The 17,249-nt window shown below is 65.5% G+C and carries 12 protein-coding genes, 1 tRNA gene and 2 rRNA genes; 12 read left to right on the forward strand and 3 right to left on the reverse strand.

What is annotated here, in order from left to right; translation table 11 throughout:
• Positions 1–5: 5 nt before the first annotated feature.
• The 6 genes from BMX17_RS06870 to BMX17_RS06895 all read left to right on the forward strand — a co-directional run bounded on the left by BMX17_RS06870 (position 6) and on the right by BMX17_RS06895 (position 7,294).
• On the forward strand, positions 6–2,366 hold the full coding sequence (locus BMX17_RS06870; protein WP_092658761.1) for a DEAD/DEAH box helicase: 2,361 nt from the start codon (positions 6–8) through the stop codon (positions 2,364–2,366).
• 214 nt (positions 2,367–2,580) lie between these two features.
• Positions 2,581–2,823, forward strand: a complete 243-nt coding sequence (locus BMX17_RS06875) for a DUF8028 family protein (RefSeq protein WP_092658743.1) — start codon at positions 2,581–2,583, stop codon at positions 2,821–2,823.
• Between the two features lie 193 nt (positions 2,824–3,016).
• On the forward strand, positions 3,017–3,760 hold the full coding sequence (locus BMX17_RS06880; RefSeq protein WP_092658744.1) for a DUF91 domain-containing protein: 744 nt from the start codon (positions 3,017–3,019) through the stop codon (positions 3,758–3,760).
• 51 nt (positions 3,761–3,811) lie between these two features.
• On the forward strand, positions 3,812–4,840 hold the full coding sequence (gene endA, locus BMX17_RS06885; RefSeq protein ID WP_092658745.1) for a tRNA-intron lyase: 1,029 nt from the start codon (positions 3,812–3,814) through the stop codon (positions 4,838–4,840).
• Positions 4,841–4,890: 50 nt separating this feature from the next.
• The gene (locus BMX17_RS06890) at positions 4,891–5,460 is read left to right on the forward strand and encodes a hypothetical protein (protein ID WP_092658746.1); all 570 of its coding nucleotides are present in this window, start codon (positions 4,891–4,893) and stop codon (positions 5,458–5,460) included.
• A 229-nt stretch (positions 5,461–5,689) separates the two neighbouring features.
• Complete coding sequence (locus tag BMX17_RS06895; protein ID WP_092658762.1) at positions 5,690–7,294, forward strand: tryptophan--tRNA ligase; 1,605 nt, start codon at positions 5,690–5,692, stop codon at positions 7,292–7,294.
• 22 nt (positions 7,295–7,316) lie between these two features.
• Here BMX17_RS06895 and BMX17_RS06900 read toward each other — a convergent pair whose 3' ends face one another.
• The gene (locus tag BMX17_RS06900) at positions 7,317–7,742 is read right to left on the reverse strand and encodes a hypothetical protein (RefSeq protein WP_092658747.1); all 426 of its coding nucleotides are present in this window, start codon (positions 7,740–7,742) and stop codon (positions 7,317–7,319) included.
• A 298-nt stretch (positions 7,743–8,040) separates the two neighbouring features.
• On the opposite strand from BMX17_RS06900, the gene pheS reads away from it, so the two are divergent.
• Positions 8,041–9,552, forward strand: a complete 1,512-nt coding sequence (gene pheS, locus BMX17_RS06905) for a phenylalanine--tRNA ligase subunit alpha (protein WP_092658748.1) — start codon at positions 8,041–8,043, stop codon at positions 9,550–9,552.
• A complete protein-coding gene (pheT, locus tag BMX17_RS06910) occupies positions 9,552–11,345 on the forward strand; it encodes a phenylalanine--tRNA ligase subunit beta (protein ID WP_092658749.1) in 1,794 nt (597 codons plus the stop codon). The genes pheS and pheT overlap by 1 nt, the downstream gene beginning before the upstream one ends.
• A 49-nt stretch (positions 11,346–11,394) precedes the next feature.
• On the opposite strand, the gene BMX17_RS06915 is transcribed toward pheT, so the two are convergent.
• On the reverse strand, positions 11,395–12,447 hold the full coding sequence (locus tag BMX17_RS06915) for a quinone-dependent dihydroorotate dehydrogenase (protein WP_092658750.1): 1,053 nt from the start codon (positions 12,445–12,447) through the stop codon (positions 11,395–11,397).
• A 51-nt stretch (positions 12,448–12,498) separates the two neighbouring features.
• Positions 12,499–12,696, reverse strand: a complete 198-nt coding sequence (locus BMX17_RS06920; protein WP_049995293.1) for a hypothetical protein — start codon at positions 12,694–12,696, stop codon at positions 12,499–12,501.
• 281 nt (positions 12,697–12,977) lie between these two features.
• Between BMX17_RS06920 and BMX17_RS06925 the strand changes: the two genes are divergently transcribed.
• The 4 genes from BMX17_RS06925 to BMX17_RS06940 form a co-directional block, all read left to right on the forward strand.
• Entirely contained in the window at positions 12,978–13,289 is a 312-nt protein-coding gene (locus tag BMX17_RS06925; protein ID WP_092658751.1) for a non-histone chromosomal MC1 family protein, read from the forward strand.
• 748 nt (positions 13,290–14,037) lie between these two features.
• Positions 14,038–15,511: ribosomal RNA gene (locus BMX17_RS06930) — 16S ribosomal RNA — on the forward strand.
• 110 nt (positions 15,512–15,621) lie between these two features.
• Positions 15,622–15,693 (forward strand) — tRNA-Ala (locus BMX17_RS06935).
• 345 nt (positions 15,694–16,038) lie between these two features.
• Positions 16,039–17,249, forward strand: a 23S ribosomal RNA gene (locus tag BMX17_RS06940); the annotation flags it as partial.

Raw genomic sequence — 17,249 nt, forward strand, 5'->3', positions numbered from 1 at the left:
CGCAGGTGGCCATCGACGAGGTCCTCCCCGAGTTCGCCGACGCCTTCCCGTTCGAGTCGTTCAACCGGATGCAGTCGGAGGCCCTGCCGGCACTCTTGGAGCGCGAGGACAACGTCGTCGTCAGCGCGCCGACCGCCAGCGGCAAGACCGCGCTCGCCGAGGTCGCCATCTGCCGGGCCCTCGATGCGGGCGGGACCGCCCTCTTTCTCGCTCCACTTCGCGCGCTCACCAACGAGAAGGAAAGCGAGTGGGAGCGCTTCGAGGACCTGGGCTACTCGGTGTACGTCGTCACCGGCGAGCGCGACCTGAACCCCAGACGAGCGGAGCGGGCCGACATCCTCGTGATGACTCCCGAGAAGGCCGATTCGGCCACGCGCAAACACGACTCGCCTCGCTACGGCTTCGTCACCGACGTGGACTGCTGTATCATCGACGAGGTTCACCTGCTGGATTCGGACCGCCGCGGGTCGGTGCTGGAAGTGACGATCTCGCGGCTCCGGCGGCTCTGTGACCCTCGGATCGTCGCGCTCTCGGCGACGATGCCCAACGTGGACGACGTGGCCGAGTGGCTGGACGCCCCCGCCGAGACCACCTTCGCCTTCGGCGAGAAGTACCGCCCCGTCCCGCTGGAGGCCGGCGTCAAGACCTACACTCACGGCGAGAACGCCTTCGCCGACAAGTACCGACGGCTCTACCGGGCACTGGATCTGGTGGAACCGCACCTCCGCGAGGACGGGCAGGGGCTCGTGTTCGTCTCCTCCCGACAGGACACCGTGCAGGCCGCCAAGAAGACCCGCGACGAACTCGCCGAGCGGGACGTGCCGATGGGTGCCCGCGGCGACTACGACTTTCATCAGGAGGCCGAACAGCTCCAGAACGAGACGCTCCGGAAGTCCGTGCTGGACGGCGTTGGTTTTCACCACGCCGGGCTCTCGAAGGACGACAAGACCCTCGTGGAGCGCTGGTTCCGCGAGGGAACTCTGGGACTGCTCTTTTCGACCTCGACGCTGGCGTGGGGGGTCAACCTCCCGGCGCGCTGTGTCGTGATCCGGGACACGAAGCTCCACGACCCGCTGGAGGGGGAGGTCGATATGAGTCCGCTGGACGTGCTCCAGATGCTCGGGCGGGCGGGCCGGCCGGGCTACGACGACCAGGGCTACGCCTGGGTCGTCTGTGACCACTCGGACGCCGACAAGTACCGCCAGTTGCTCCGGGACGGCAAGGAGATCGAGTCGCGGCTGGCGACGGATCTGGGCGCCCACCTCAACGCCGAGATCGTCCTCGGCACGGTCCAGGACATCGACGACGTGCTCGACTGGATCGAGACGACGTTCTACGCGGTGCGGGCGCGGTCGGCCCCCGACCGCTACGACTCGGACGGCCAGTTGCGCGACCGCGTCAGCGACACCCTCGAATCGCTGGTCGACCGCGGCTTCGTCGAGCGCGACGGCCTCTCGCTCTCGCCGACGCGACTGGGGCGACTGGCCTCGAAGTTTTACCTCCGGCTGGACACGGCCCGGGAGTTCGCCGACCTGGCCCGTCGGGCCGAGGGCGGCGACGGGACCGCGACGGAACTCACGACCGACGACGTACTGCGGGCGGTCGCGACCGCGGCCGAGTTCGATAGCGCGAGCGCGCGCAAGGACGAGCGCGACGCCGTGCGTGCCGTGCTGGGCGACCGTGAGCGCGATCTCGACCCCGGCCCGCGGAAGGTCCTCGCGATCCTGGATTCGAGCATGGACTCGGCGACGCCAGCGGAACTCCGAAGCGACGCGTGGGTGATCCGCCAGAACGCGCTCCGCCTGCTCGCCGCGCTTCGGGCGTTCCTCGATCACCTCGGCACCGCCGCGGCGGCCAACCTCGCGGCTCGCGTCGAGGCTCGCATCGAACACGGTGTCAGCGCGGACGCCGTGGGACTGACCGCGCTCGACGGCGTCGGGTCCGGCCGGGCGTCCCGGCTGGCGACGAAGGGGCTGGCCTCACCGGCCGACGTGCGCGAGGCGGGCGTGTCCGGTCTCGTGGACGCGGGCCTCGCCGAGGGCGTCGCGAAACAGGTCCACGCGAGCGCCAAGTCCATGCCGAACCTCCGGTTCGACTGGGGCGAGTTCCCCGACGCGATCGTGAGCGGCGGCAACGAGATGTGTGAGGTGACGGTCACCAACGCGGGCGACGGCGCGCGGGCGGGCGTCCGCGTCACGGTCAACGGCCACGAGATGACCGCGACCGACGGCTACCTCGGCACGACGACGCTCCCGGTCGGCGTGTTCGGCGGCGACGCCGAGGCGCTGACGTACACTGCCGAGGTTCACTTCCCGGACCTGCCGCTCACGCCGGTCTCTGACTCCCGCACGGTCCGCATCGAATAGCCGGATCGCCGAAACTGGCGCAGAAATGCCGATAAAACTTCTAAAGATCTCTCGACACGTCCTAAAACGTTAGAGAGCCGTACGAACGGAGACAGTCGAGCGGTAAAACGTGACTGAAGGGGGGCAAACTCGCAAAAACGAGGCGAATTCTCGGCAAGCGTCGGCCCCTTATATGGGGGTGTCCGTCCAAGGAGTGAATGCAGGGTGACCCACGATGTCCACGCAATCACCTTCCACGTTCGACGGCGTCGCCGACTGGACCGCCCGCAAAGACGCCGGCCGCAAGCTCCTGGCCCCGGTGCGGTGTCTTGGCTTCTGGAGCGCGGTCGTCCTCCCGCTCGTGTTGTTCCCGATGATGGTCTCGGGACTGGCCGGCGAGTTCCTCCCGCTGTTCGCGGCGCTGGTCGTCGCGAACCTCGCCGGCGCGGTCCTGGGTCGGGACTACAACCGCGACTGACGCCGTGGACGCGTGGGCTCGCCTGCCCCACGGTCCCCGCACCCGTCTCCACCGCCCTCCACCCGTCTCCGCCGACGCCGACGCCGACGGGACCACCCCCACACCCCACCGCCGGATCGGGCGTCCCGCCCGACCCGTCTCTCCCACCGACGCTTCCGGATATTTATGTACCAGACCCCGACCAGCCCGGGGTATGCCCGAACAGACCCGCGTGCTGGCCGGCGAGTGTACGATCCGCGACGAGACCGACCCGAACGACCGCCAGGGCGACGTGATCGTCGTCCGCAAGCCCGACGACACCGTGCTGGTCCACGAGGCCGAGGGCTACCAGCCCGTCGCGTGGCTCACCCGCGCCGAGACCGTGACCGTCGCCGACGGCGTCCTCACCGCGACCGACGGCGACCAGTTTCTCCGCGTCGAGGTCCACGAGACGTACGCCGACGACAGCTATCCCCTCGCCGAGGTCGGCATCCCGGTGGGCGACTGCCCGGACTGTGACGGCCGCCTGGTCCGGGACGACGGGACGGTGACCTGCCTCGACTGCCGGGCCGCGTACGGATTTCCGCGGGACGCGACGATCATGACCGAGACCGAAGACTGTGACTGCGGGTGCCCGCGGATGCGCGTCCGACGCGGGCGCGCGTTCGAAGTCTGCATCGACAGGGAGTGCGAGTCGCTGGACGAGGCGGTACAGCGGGCCTTCGACCGCGAGTGGGCCTGTCCGAACTGTGACGGTGACCTCCGGATCCTCCGACGGGGTGGCTTGCTGGCCGGCTGTGAGCACTACCCCGACTGCGAGACGGGGTGGGGCATCCCGGCCGGGACAGTCGTCGACGAGTGTGATTGTGGCCTCCCTGTGTTCGAGACGGCGGGCGGGAAACGGTGTCTGGACAGCGGTTGCGCGGAGACGGGCCGGGCGGAGGCGACCACGGCGTGACCGGGCCGTCGAGACCGTGGGGGCTTTGTCCACGCGCGGGCGAGTGGCGGTATGGACGCGACGCTGTCTTCGGGCGTGGTTCGCGCCGGTCGCCAGGCCCGCGAGCAGTTTCACGACGCTCGCGGCTACGGCGATCCCGACGGCGACGGGGTACGACTCGCGCCGGTCGAGGCCGCCCACCTGCTCTACCGGGGCGATCTCGACGCCGTCGACGGGATGGGCTTCCGGGAATTTCTCGCCTCGGCGACCTGCCCGGACCTGCACTTTCTGGTGTACAAGGACCTCCGGGATCGGGGGTTCTACCTCTCGCCGACCGGGGCCGACTGGGTGGCCGACCACGGGATCGCCGATCTGGTGGTCTACCCTCGCGGGAAGGGACCCTGGGACGACGAGGTGGCCTACCGCGTGCGGGTCGTCAGCGAGCGCGCGACGGTGCCCGCGAGCGACCTGGGTGACGTGGTGCTGGCCGTCGTCGACGAGGAGAGCGAGATCACCTATCTGGAGACCGACCGGCCCGACGTGTCGGGATCGACTGACTACGACGCTCCCGACGACGTGCCCGGTTCCCTGCTAGACGACCGTGTGCTGCTCTGGGACCCGCCCGCCGCCCTCTACGAACACGGCTTCTACGGCCAGCCGCTGGACCGGGACGGCGAGACCGTCGAAGCCCTCCAGCTCTCGCTGGTAGAGGCCGCCTTCCTCGTCCGGCACGGCGCGCTCGCGCTGGGGACCGACGGGGACGACGAATCGGCCGTCCTCGAACGTGGCCGCACTGTGGAGGGCGACCGGTTCGACCGCCGGCTCCGGGTCTACACCGCGCTCCGGGAGGCCGGCGTGGTGCCCAAGACCGGCTACAAGTTCGGCGCGGACTTCCGGACCTACGCCGACGTAGAGTCGGTCTCCGAACTCAGCCACTCGGAGTTGCTGGTGCGGGTGGTGCCCGACGACCACGAGTTCGCGCCCCGGGATCTGGCGCTGGACGTGCGGCTGGCCGGTGGCGTCCGCAAGCGGATGGTGTTCGCGCTGGCTGGGGCGGACGGCACCATCGACTGGCTCTCGGCCGAGCGGCTGACGCCGTGACCCGATTCCGCAACCACAACGTTCATTCGACCGATACGTCTGCCTCCGGTATGGGATCTCCGTCGCGTCGGCAGGTTCTGGGTAGTGTCACAGCACTACTCACCGGAGCGAGCGGCTGTCTCGGGTCGGATAGCGGCGGGACGCCGACACCGACAGTCACCGAACGGTCCTGGGCGAACAGCACGGACTCGCCGGCGGCGCGGACGGTCCGGAATCCGGCGGGTGGGCCGGCGGTTCGGTCGTCGGTCGCCGATCACCGGATCGAGCACCGATCGACCCACTGGATCGTGACCGCCGAGACCGAGCGGGCGGCGCTCGACTTTCCGTCGGCGACGGTCGGTCGCGACGCGGCCAGGGCGTTCGTCGACGAGACTGACCTCGGCAGCGAGACGCTCGTCGTCCACCAGTACGACGTGAATGCGTGCGAGACGTGGGATCTGCAACGGCTCAAGTGGGGCCAGTACGGGGACCGGGTACCACTGACGGAAATCCAGTTGCGGTACGAGGATGTCGACCGGGAAGGGGCGTGCCAGCGCGACGAGCCAACGCACGTCGCGGCCACGTTGTTGCGGGTGCCGAAACGGATCGAACGCCTCGGTGGGTTCGGGTATCAGGTCTGAACGCTCCCGGTCGGAGACCATTGCAAGCACCGAGATTGGAAACGGTTAAACACCTGCTCGCGGTTACGTTCAGCCAAGATGGCCGCTTCCGTCGGATGGCGCTGGCGCTGGCAGAACTCCCCGGAAGCGGACAGTCTCGCGACCCCGGCTCTCCAATGAGGACGGCCGTGGTGGCGTTGCTCCCTTCGCTTTTCGAGTGCCCGACAGACAGACACCGGAGACGACACAGATGACACACGAACCCGATACCGACACGAACGAACCGACCGGAGACGACGCGCCGGCAGTCGAACAGGCGCTACCAGATGGCGGCGCGGCCGGAGCCGACGACGTGGCGCTGGACCCGTGGGGCTCCTCGACGGTTTCGGACTACCGCAAGCTGTTCGAGGAGTTCGGCATCGAGCAGTTCGACGAGGTGCTCGACGAGGTGCCCGACCCACACTACCTGATGCGCCGGGGCGTGATCTTCGGCCACCGCGACTACCGCGCCGTCGCCGAGGCGATGCGCAACGACGAGCCCTGGGCCGCGCTCTCGGGGTTCATGCCGACCGGTGACCCCCACATCGGCCACAAGATGGTCTTCGACGAGATCATCTGGCATCAACAGCAGGGCGGGGACGCCTACGCCCTGATCGCGGACCTGGAGGCCCACAGCGCCCGCGGGCTCACGTGGGACGAGATCGACGAGCACACCCGCGACTACATCCTGAGCCTGCTCGCGCTGGGGTTCGACCCCGAGGCGGGCGATCTCTACCGCCAGTCCACCAACCGGGAGGTCCAGAACCTGGCCTTCGAACTGGGGATCGAGGCGAACTTCTCGGAGTTCCAGGCCATCTACGGCTTCGACGGCGAGACCGACGTGTCCCACATGGAGTCGGTCGTCACCCAGATGGCCGACATCCTCTATCCTCAACTGGACGAGCCCAAACCCACCGTGATCCCGGTCGGGCCGGATCAGGACCCGCATATGCGGTTCGCGCGGGACCTGTCGACCCGAATGCGATTCTTCAAGGTGACCGACGCCTTCGCCAGTTTCGAGTTGACCGACACCGAGCGGGAACTGGTCGCCATCGCCTACGACCACCGCGAGGAGTACGCCGAGGATCCCGACCAGCCCCGGTGTGGCGAGGCCGGCGAGTGGCTGGCCGACTACGAGACCAGCGCCACCGAGGCCCGCAATGGGGCGGTCGAGAAACTCGACAACGCCGGCAAAGAACCGCTCCGGCCCCGGACCCGCTTCCTCGACCGCAACGCCACCGACGAGGCCTTCGACGCACTGGTCGAAGAAATCGACGGGGAGAAACGCCGCTACGAAGCCCACGTCGACGCGTTCGATCTGGACCACGCCGCGGCCGAGGAACTCGCCCGGCAGGTCGAGGTCGACCACGGCGGCTACGGGTTCATCCCGCCGTCCTCGATCTACCACCGGTTCATGACCGGCCTCACGGGCGGGAAGATGTCCTCGTCGATCCCGGCGAGTCACATCAGCCTGCTCGACGACCCCGAGGAGGGGTACGACAAGGTGAAGGCGGCGACGACGGGCGGGCGCGAGACCGCCGAGGAACAGCGCGAGAAAGGCGGGAAGGCCGACGAGTGTCCGGTCTACGAACTGTACGCCTACCTCCTGTCGGGCGACGACGACGAGTTCGCCAAGGAGGTCTACGAGGAGTGTGTCGGCGGCGACCGCCTCTGTGGCGGGTGCAAGGAACAGGCCGCCGAGCTGATGGAGCAGTTCCTCGAGGACCACCAGGCAAAACGCGAGGAGTGGGAAGCGAAACTGGACGAACTGGACTTCGAGTTCGACTCGGATCGGAAGCGAGCGAGCGGCGACTGATCGGACGGGCCGCCGTCGCCGCTCACACGCCCTCCAGCGCGGCGACGAGCAACTCCGCGGTCGCCTCGGCGGCCATTTCGCCGCCCTCGGTCGTGATCTCGACCACGTCGCCGCCGGTGTCGACCAGCACCGTAGCGGCCTCGCCGCTGCCCTCGACCATCACGTCGACGGCCTGGCCGCCGGCGTCGACGACGGCGTCGGCCTGTTCCTCGGCGACCCGCGCGTCCGGGGCGGCGACTCTCGTCACGTCGAGTTCCCCGGCCTCGGGGAGGCTGGTGCCGTCGAGGACGCGCTCGATGGCCGACGGGCCCAGCCCGAAGTCATTCAGTCCGTCCTCCAACTCCATGGCCACGTCGGTCAGCGGCGTCGGGTCGGCGACGGGAACCGCCTCCGACAAGAGGTCGACGACAGTGTCTCGATTCCGGTCTCGCGAGTCACGATCGGTCATGTCTGAATCTGGCTACGGATTGTCACATAGCTCTTGCGCTCGCCGGCGACAACGGTACGCTTTTGCCGGGCCATCACAATCGATCCCATATGGCATCCGAACCCTACTGCCGGTCGGTCGTGCGCCAGGGAGTCCCGAGAGCGGGGTTCGGCTTCTTTTTCGCCGCGTGAGGGCCGGCGGAGTTCGGGCGGCGGGGGACTCGTCGGGCGAACGAAACCGGCCGCACGCGAGGTGCGAGCCGCGAGTGAGAACCGTTAACTGACCGACCCGCGCGGTACGTAACAACGACTATCCACGCATGAAACTGCCACAGGCACAGGTCGCGGTGTTGGAGGCCGCGAGCGCAGACGAGCAACGAACCATCGACCGCATCGCCGAGGCCGCCGACCTCAAACCGGAGACCGCCACGCGCGCGGCCTTCGAACTCGACGACGCGGGCCTGCTGGAGGTGACCGAACGCACCACGAGCGACGTGGAGCTGACCGAGGAGGCCGAGCGCTACGTCGAGGCGGGCCTGCCGGAACTCCGTCTCTACGAGGCCGCCGTCGAAGCTGGGGCCGACGAAGAACCCGTCCAGATGGGGCAGGTCATCGGCGCGTCCGGACTGGAGGGCGACGCCGTCGACATCGCGCTGTCGAACTACGCCCGGAAGGGGTACGGCGAGATCGACAGCGGCGAACTCACCGCGGATCCCGAGGCCGATCCCGACGCCGACGACGAGGCGACCGCACTGGACGCCCTCGCGGAAGGGGCCGGCGCGTACGCCCGCGAGACGGCACTGGAGGATCTGGACAACCGCGGACTGATCGAGCAGACCGAGACGGTGATCCGCTCGGTGACCCTGACCGACGACGGCGTCACCGAGTTGATGGCTGGCATCGAGACGGCCGAGACCGTCGGCCAGGTCACCTCCGAGATGCTCACCAGCGGGGAGTGGCAAGACGTGGAGTTCGCCGAGTACAACGTCGAGGCCGACGCCGAGCGGGTCGTCCCCGGTCGCAAGCACGCGCTCCGGGAGATGGCCGAACGCGTCACAGACGTGCTGGTGGGGATGGGCTTCCAGGAGATGCAGGGGCCCCACGTCGACGCCGACTTCTGGATCAACGACTGCCTGTTCATGCCCCAGGACCACCCGGCGCGCAACCACTGGGATCGGTTCGCCCTCGATACGCCGGAAGCCATCGACGAACTCCCCGCGGACCTCGTCGACGCCGTCGAGAGCGCCCACCGCGAAGGCGTCGGGCCGGACGGTGAGGGCTACCACTCGCCGTGGGATCTGGACTTCGCGAAGGCGCTGGCCCTGCGGGGCCACACCACGTCGCTCACCGCCCGGCACCTCTCGGGCGAGGCGATGGGCGATCTGGAGCCACCCCAGCGATTCTTCTCCATCGAGAAGGCCTACCGCAACGACACGCTGGACGCGACCCACCTGCTGGAGTTCTTCCAGATCGAGGGCTGGGTGATGGCCGAGGACCTCTCGGTGCGTGACCTGATGGGAACCTTCACCGAATTCTACGAGCAGTTCGGGATCACGGACATCGAGTTCAAGCCCCACTACAACCCCTATACCGAGCCAAGCTTCGAACTGTTCGGCCGTCACCCCGAGACGGGCGAGATGATCGAGATCGGCAACTCGGGTATCTTCCGCCCCGAGATGCTGGAGCCCCTCGGCGTCGACTGCGACGTGATGGCCTGGGGACTGGCGCTGGAACGGCTGTTCATGCTCGCGACCGGAGCCGAGGATATCCGCGACGTGCACGGCACGCTGGTCGATCTCGAATTCCTGCGCGAAGAGGAGGTGACCTACTGATGCCAACCGTCGAAATCGACCCGGACGAACTCCGCTACCTGACCGGCTACGACGAGAAAGACGACGCGGAACTCAAGGACGATCTGTTCGGTCTCGGTCTCGAATTCGAGGGTGAGACCGACGACGGCGACTTCGAACTCGAATTCGCCCCCGATCGACTGGATCGCCTCTCCGTCGAGGGCGTCGCCCGTTCGCTGCGCTACCAGTACGGCGACGACCGCGGGGTGTACGTCCCCAGCACGAACGACGCCGAGTGGACGATCCGCGTCGAGGACGTGCCCGAGGACCGGCCCTACGTGACGGGCGCGATCGTCCGCGGGCTGGACATGGACGACGCGGCCCTCGAATCGCTGATCCAGGTTCAGGAGAAACTCCACGCGACGATGGGCCGCCAGCGCGCGAAGGGGGCGATCGGCGTCCACGACCTGACGATGCTGAAAGGCGAGACGCTGAAGCAAGACGACGACAGCGCGAAGTCGATCACCTACACCGGCGTCGACGCCGACGACGAGACGATGGTACCCCTGGAGGGTGACCAGGAGTTGACGTTGCGGGAAGTGCTCGAGGTCCACCATATCGGGCAGGACTATGCCGACCTCGTGGCCGACTACGAGTCGATGCCCGCGATCTACGACGAGATCGGGCTGTTCTCGTTCCCGCCGGTAGTCAACGGCCGCCGGACGGAGGTCACGGCCGACTCGCGTGACCTCTTTATCGAGATGACCGGCACCGACCAGTGGACGGTCGACAAGATGCTGAACATCGTCTGTTACGCCCTGGACGCCCGCGGCGGGAAAGTCGAGGAAGTCGACGTCGAGTACACCGACGACGCACCAGTGACGCCCGACGCCGGGAGCGACCTCGTTCGGCCGGACCTGGTTTCCAAGACGAAGACCGTCGCTCACGGCGACATCGAGACGATGCTCGGCGTCGATCTGGACGAGCACGACGTGGTCGACCTGATCGAGCGCGCGGGGATGGACGCCGAACCTACCGAGACCGACGACGGCACGGCGGCCTACCGGGTCGAGGTACCGCCCTACCGGGTCGACGTACTCCACCCGGTCGACCTGATCGACGACGTGGGGCGGGCCTACGGGTTCAACGAACTCGAACCGCGTTATCCGGACGTATCGACGGTCGGCGGCCGACACGAACGCTCCCGTCTGGAAGACGCCGTCCGGGACCGACTGGTCGGGCAGGGCTTCGAGGACCTGCTCAATTTCCACCTGATCGACGAGGAACAGAACTACGAGCGGCTGAACGTTCCGCAGCCGGAACCCAGCTCCGGCGAACGAGCGAACGGTGACAACCGTGAGCAGGGTAGTGACGCTCTCGGCGGCGGCGAGGCCGTCACCATCGAACAGCCCTACAGCGAGGACTTCACGATGGTGCGCTCGTGGGCGCTCCCCTCGATCATGATGGTTCTGGAGAACAACACGCACCGCGCGTACCCCCAGGACCTCGCGGAGGTTGGCTTCTCGGCCCACGTCGACGAGTCCGAGAACACCAACGTCGCGGAACGCCGGACCGTCGCCGCGGCGCTGTGTCACGCCGGCGCGTCCTACGAGGACGCCAAGGCCGCGCTCCGGGCGCTGGTGGACGCGTTCGATAAGGACCTGGAGACGCCCGCCACGGAGCACCCGACCTTCATTTCCGGCCGAACCGCAAGCGTCGTCGTCGACGGTGAAGAAGTCGGCGTCATCGGCGAGGTCCATCCAGAAGTGATCGTCGAACACGACATCGAACTCCCAGTCGCGGCGTTCGAGTTCGATCTCGCGGCCCTACAGTAGCGCCGCGAGCGGTTCGTCGTCCAGCTTTTTCCACGAAGCGTGACCTGTTTCAGTCCAGATCAGCACCGACCGCGGCTTCGACGCTGTCGAACCCGTCACGTTCGAGCAGGTCGAGAAGGCCGCGGTTGATGTCGCGAGCGATCCCCGGCCCGCGGTAGATCAGGCCGGTGTACAACTGGACGACGCTCGCGCCCGCGCGGATCTTCCGGTAGGCGTCCTCGGCAGTCGCCACGCCACCGACGCCGACGACCGGCACGTCGGTGCGTTCGGCGACGAACCGGACCATCTCCGTCGCCCGGCGCTCGATGGGTTTCCCCGAGAGCCCGCCCGTCTCGGCCCGGTTGGGGCTGCGCAACGAGGCCGGCCTGTCCGTCGTCGTGTTCGTCGCGACGACGCCGTCGAGATCGAGTTCGTCGATCAGATCGAGGGCGTCCTCGACGGCCGGATCGGGCAGGTCCGGCGAGAGTTTGACCAGAAGCGGTGCGGCACCCGCGTCCTGTAACTCGCCGAGGATGGCTGCCATCGAATCGCGGTTCTGGAGTTCGGCGAAGCCCTGGGAGTTGGGACAGGAGACGTTGACGACGAAGAAATCGCCTCCCGCTGCCACCTGCTCGTAGGTCTCGCGGTAGTCGGCCGGGGCGTCCTCGGGGGCGACGTGTTCGGACTTGGCGACGTTGACGCCGACGGGGACGGGCGCATCGGTGGCCGCCAGTCGGTCGCCGACGGCGGCCGCCCCGTGGTTGTTGAGTCCCATGCGGTTGATCAGGGCCTCGTCCTCGCGGAGGCGGAACATCCGCGGGCGAGGGTTGCCGTCCTGGGGAACGGCCGTGACGCCGCCGACCTCGACGAAGCCAAAGCCCAGGGCCGCGAGTGCGCCGGGGATCTCGGCGTTCTTGTCGAAGCCGGCCGCGACCCCGACGGGGTTGGGGAACGTCTGGTCGAACGCCTCGACGGTCAGGCGGTCGTCCTCGACGGTGTAGTACCGGGACATCGCGTCGGCAACGGGGGTGCCGTCGACGGCACCGAGCAGGCTGTGGACGCTCCGGTGAGCGGTTTCGGCCGGGAGTCTGAACAACAGTGGTTTCGCGAGTTCGTAGATCACACTCTCTCCTCGTGGGTAGTTGGTCGGCGATGGCTCAGTACGCTCCCGTCGTCAGAACTCGTGTTCGACGTCCTCCGGGTCGGCCTTCTGGATGATGATCTTGTTGTCCCGTACCCGGACGAACACCTCGTCGCCGATCTCCATCCCGGCGACTGCCAACTCGTCCTCGTGCAGGTTGATGTGGACGTTGTGGTACTCGCCATCCTCGTCCTTGGCGCCACTCGGACTCAGCTTCTTTTTTCGCACCATCGCGCTATCGTACGTCGTGGTTCGCCGTAGGAGTTACTTAAGCTTACCGTGCGAGGCCTGTCTCTCACGGGGGATTGCCGGTGTGGAACCGCCGGGAGGGGACGATCTTCGACCGCGCCCGCGCGCCAGCACGGGTGAAATCCGCCAGATACCGGTTGATTCTCACCCAAACTGCCGAGTGGTTTATCGGATCGTATATAAATTCACTGCCCGACGGCGGAGGATCCGGGGGTATATTTATGGTGGGTCATGTGCTGAATTGACACGGAGAGGCCAAAACCATGGCACGTGACCAAGATAAGCGCAACTTCGCGCTTCGAGAAACGAGTGGAGACGAGTCTAGCGTCTTCTCCGGTGGCACACCTCGGCAGGCAGCACTGAAGGCGGCCCGGCGGCTCGACCCGGCGAGCAGCGAGTCTGCCGCCGACCGAACGGAGCTCCGGCTCCGCGAGAAAGGGACGCACAAGGTCCACATCTACGAAGGGTGGGCCTGGGAGGAGGAGGCTCCCGACGACAAACCGGACTGGATGCCCAACGAGATCACGAAAGGCAACGTCGAGAAACAAGGCGTCGAACACCTCGAGGAGATCTGAGTACGCGGCTTCGACGGTGGTTTCTTTGGATTATCCTCCGCACGCACACGGGCACGTATCCACAAACATAACCCGTTCTCGCACCAACCTCTGACTGCGTGGAAACACCCGGCCAGACCGAACGCACCACGCGCGGGATGACCGGCCGGCCTCCGCCCACGCGACAGTTCTCGCCGAGCGACGACGATATATACCAGATTGTATACACATATGCGAACTGTTAGAGCGTCGAGCGCGCGCGAGCAGTTCCCATGGAATCGACTGCCGTATTGGCTCCGGTTCGACGGGCTTAAGTAAATCACCCCCATCGGATGAAATACGAAGGCGGGGCGGTGGGACGGAACCCACTGCCCGGCAGTCTGCATCGATCCCCTTAAGTCTACGAGGGGGTCTTCGCAAACACACACGGTCTTCCCGGATGCGGATTCCGGGCAAGATCGATCCGATGCCCTTAAGTGTAACAGGGCGTTCGGATGGAATGCAGACACGGCCGGTCCGGGGCCGACATCGCCCGGCAGTGGTCCGATTGGACATCGACACCCTTATACGGTGTCCCGATGTACAGTTAGGTCCGCAATGAATGAGGATTCCACCCCTGCGGTCCGCCGTATAGATGGGATCTGATGTTAGCCCTGGCAGTTCGGTGACACTCGGTCGGTCCGTGTGTCGTCGAACGTGTTATACCTTCGATAGTCACACTCTTTCGAGAGTGTGTCCCGCCTAACCCTCCTGGCTTCGGCCAGGAGACATTCCGGTTGATCCTGCCGGAGGCCATTGCTATCGGAGTCCGATTTAGCCATGCTAGTCGCACGGGTTTAGACCCGTGGCAGATAGCTCAGTAACACGTGGCCAAACTGCCCTATGGATGGAGACAACCTCGGGAAACTGAGGCTAATCTCCAATACAGCTCTCACGTTGGAGTTGCAGAGAGCTGGAAATGCTCCGGCGCCATAGGATGTGGCTGCGGCCGATTAGGTAGACGGTGGGGTAACGGCCCACCGTGCCGATAATCGGTACGGGTTGTGAGAGCAAGAGCCCGGAGACGGAATCTGAGACAAGATTCCGGGCCCTACGGGGCGCAGCAGGCGCGAAACCTTTACACTGCACGACAGTGCGATAAGGGGACTCCGAGTGCGAGGGCATACAGTCCTCGCTTTTCTGTACCGTAAGGTGGTACAGGAACAAGTGCTGGGCAAGACCGGTGCCAGCCGCCGCGGTAATACCGGCAGCACGAGTGATGGCCGCTATTATTGGGCCTAAAGCGTCCGTAGCCGGCCGAGCAAGTTCGTTGGGAAATCTGCCCGCTTAACGGGCAGGCGTCCGGCGAAAACTGTTCGGCTTGGGGCCGGGAGATCTGAGGGGTACGTCCGGGGTAGGAGTGAAATCCCGTAATCCTGGACGGACCACCGGTGGCGAAAGCGCCTCAGAAAAACGGACCCGACGGTGAGGGACGAAAGCTAGGGTCTCGAACCGGATTAGATACCCGGGTAGTCCTAGCCGTAAACGATGCTCGCTAGGTGTGGCGCAGGCTACGAGCCTGCGCTGTGCCGTAGGGAAGCCGTGAAGCGAGCCGCCTGGGAAGTACGTCTGCAAGGATGAAACTTAAAGGAATTGGCGGGGGAGCACTACAACCGGAGGAGCCTGCGGTTTAATTGGACTCAACGCCGGACATCTCACCAGCACCGACAGTGTGCAGTGAAGATCAGGTTGATGACCTTACTGGAGCCACTGAGAGGAGGTGCATGGCCGCCGTCAGCTCGTACCGTGAGGCGTCCTGTTAAGTCAGGCAACGAGCGAGACCCGCATCCCTAATTGCCAGCAGCAACCTTGTGTTGGCTGGGTACACTAGGAAGACCGCCACGGCCAAAGCGGAGGAAGGAACGGGCAACGGTAGGTCAGTATGCCCCGAATGTGCTGGGCAACACGCGGGCTACAATGGCCGGGACAGTGGGACGCGACCCCGAGAGGGAGAGCTAATCTCCTAAACCCGGTCGTAGTTCGGATTGCGGGCTGAAACCCGCCCGCATGAAGCTGGATTCGGTAGTAGTCGCGTGTCATTAGCGCGCGGCGAATACGTCCCTGCTCCTTGCACACACCGCCCGTCAAAGCACCCGAGTGAGGTCCGGATGAGGCCACCATGCGGTGGTCGAATCTGGGCTTCGCAAGGGGGCTTAAGTCGTAACAAGGTAGGCCTAGGGGAATCTGGGCCTGGATCACCTCCTACAGACCGGGACTGGGGCGACGCCCCAGCCCACCTTTGGAGGATCACGTTCGAGCCACGTTCCGACCGAGCACCTATGAACTGCCAGGGCTAACATTTGTCCGCAGGGAAGGGCCCATAGCTCAGCGGCAGAGCGCCGCCTTTGCAAGGCGGAGGCCCTGGGTTCAAATCCCAGTGGGTCCATATCCCGTCCCCGAGTCGAACCGTGTCCCTTAAGTGGGGCACTCCACTCGACCCGGGTACGGAAGACCGATGCACCACTCCGTGTGAACGCGAGTGGGAAGGGTTGATGCACGCACCGGCAACCACCGGGCGTTGCAGATGAGACTGTGTGTACGTGCGATCCAGGCGTCCACTGGACTCGTGTGCAGTTTATCGAGTCTTCAGCGACGTTGTCAGACTCTCTGAGTCTGACAGCCAGCCAGACAGCGTGTCTGGCGGACGCGACTCGGAATTATTCCGAGTCACTACACGACCCGGACCTAGTCCGGGTCACCAACTGACCTGGAGTCATTCCAGGTCATCATCAGCGATTGGCTACTATGCCAGCTGGTGGATAGCTCGGCTCAGGTGCCGACGAAGGACGTGCCAAGCTGCGATAAGCTCCAGGGACCCGCACGGAGGGGAAGAACTGGAGATTTCCGAATAGGAATCCTCACAGCAATTGCTTCGCGCAATGGGGAACGCCGGGAATTGAAACATCTCAGTACCGGCAGGAAGAGAAAACGAATGTGATGTCGTTAGTAACCGCGAGTGAACGCGACCTAGCCCAAACCGAAGCCTTCGGGCAATGTGGTGTTAGGGCTGACTCTCATCACCGGATCGTCTTCACGAAGTCTCCTGGAACGGAGCGTGAAACAGGGTGACAACCCCGTAGTGAAGACCAGTACGGTGTGCGTCAGTTCCAGAGTATCGGGGGTTGGAAATCCCTCGTGAACACGGCAGGCATCGACTGCCAAGGCTAAATACTACCTGAGACCGATAGTGAACAAGTAGCGTGAGCGAACGCTGCAAAGCACCCTCAGAAGGGAGGTGCAATAGGGCTTGAAATCAGTTGGCGATGGAGCGACGGGGCACGAAAGGTCCTGTGGCAAACGACCGAAGAGCGATCTTCCAGTAGGACCCACAGGAAGCCGGTGTTCCGTCGTACGTTTTGAAAAACGAGCCAGGGAGTGTACTTGTTTGGCGAGTCTAACCCGGTCATCGGGGAAGGCACAGGGAAACCGACATGGCCGCAGCGCTTTGCGCCAGGGCCGCCGTGTTCAAGCGCGGGGAGCCAAACGGGTACGACCCGAAACCGGATGATCTACGCGTGGGCAAGATGAAGCGTGCCGAAAGGCACGTGGAAGTCTGTTAGGGATGGTGTCCTACAATACCCTCCCGTGACCTACGTGTAGGGGTGAAAGGCCCATCGAATCCGGAAACAGCTGGTTCCGACCGAAACATGTCGAAGCATGACCTCCGCCGAGGTAGTCCGTGGGGTAGAGCTACCGATTGTGGTGTCCGCCTCCGAGAGGAGTCGGCTCCACTGTCAAACTCCAAACCTACGGACGCTGTCGACGCGGGGAGTCCGGTATGCGGGGTAAGCCTGTGTACCGTGAGGGAGACAACCCAGAGCTGGGTTAAGGTCCCAAAGTGTGGATTAAGTGCGATCGAAGGTGGTCTCAAGCCCTAAACAGCCGGGAGGTGAGCTTAGAAGCAGCTACCCTCTAAGAAAAGCGTAACAGCTTACCGGCCGA

It is taken from the genome of Halorientalis persicus, from assembly GCF_900110215.1.
GTDB classification, from domain to species: Archaea; Halobacteriota; Halobacteria; order Halobacteriales; family Haloarculaceae; genus Halorientalis; species Halorientalis persica.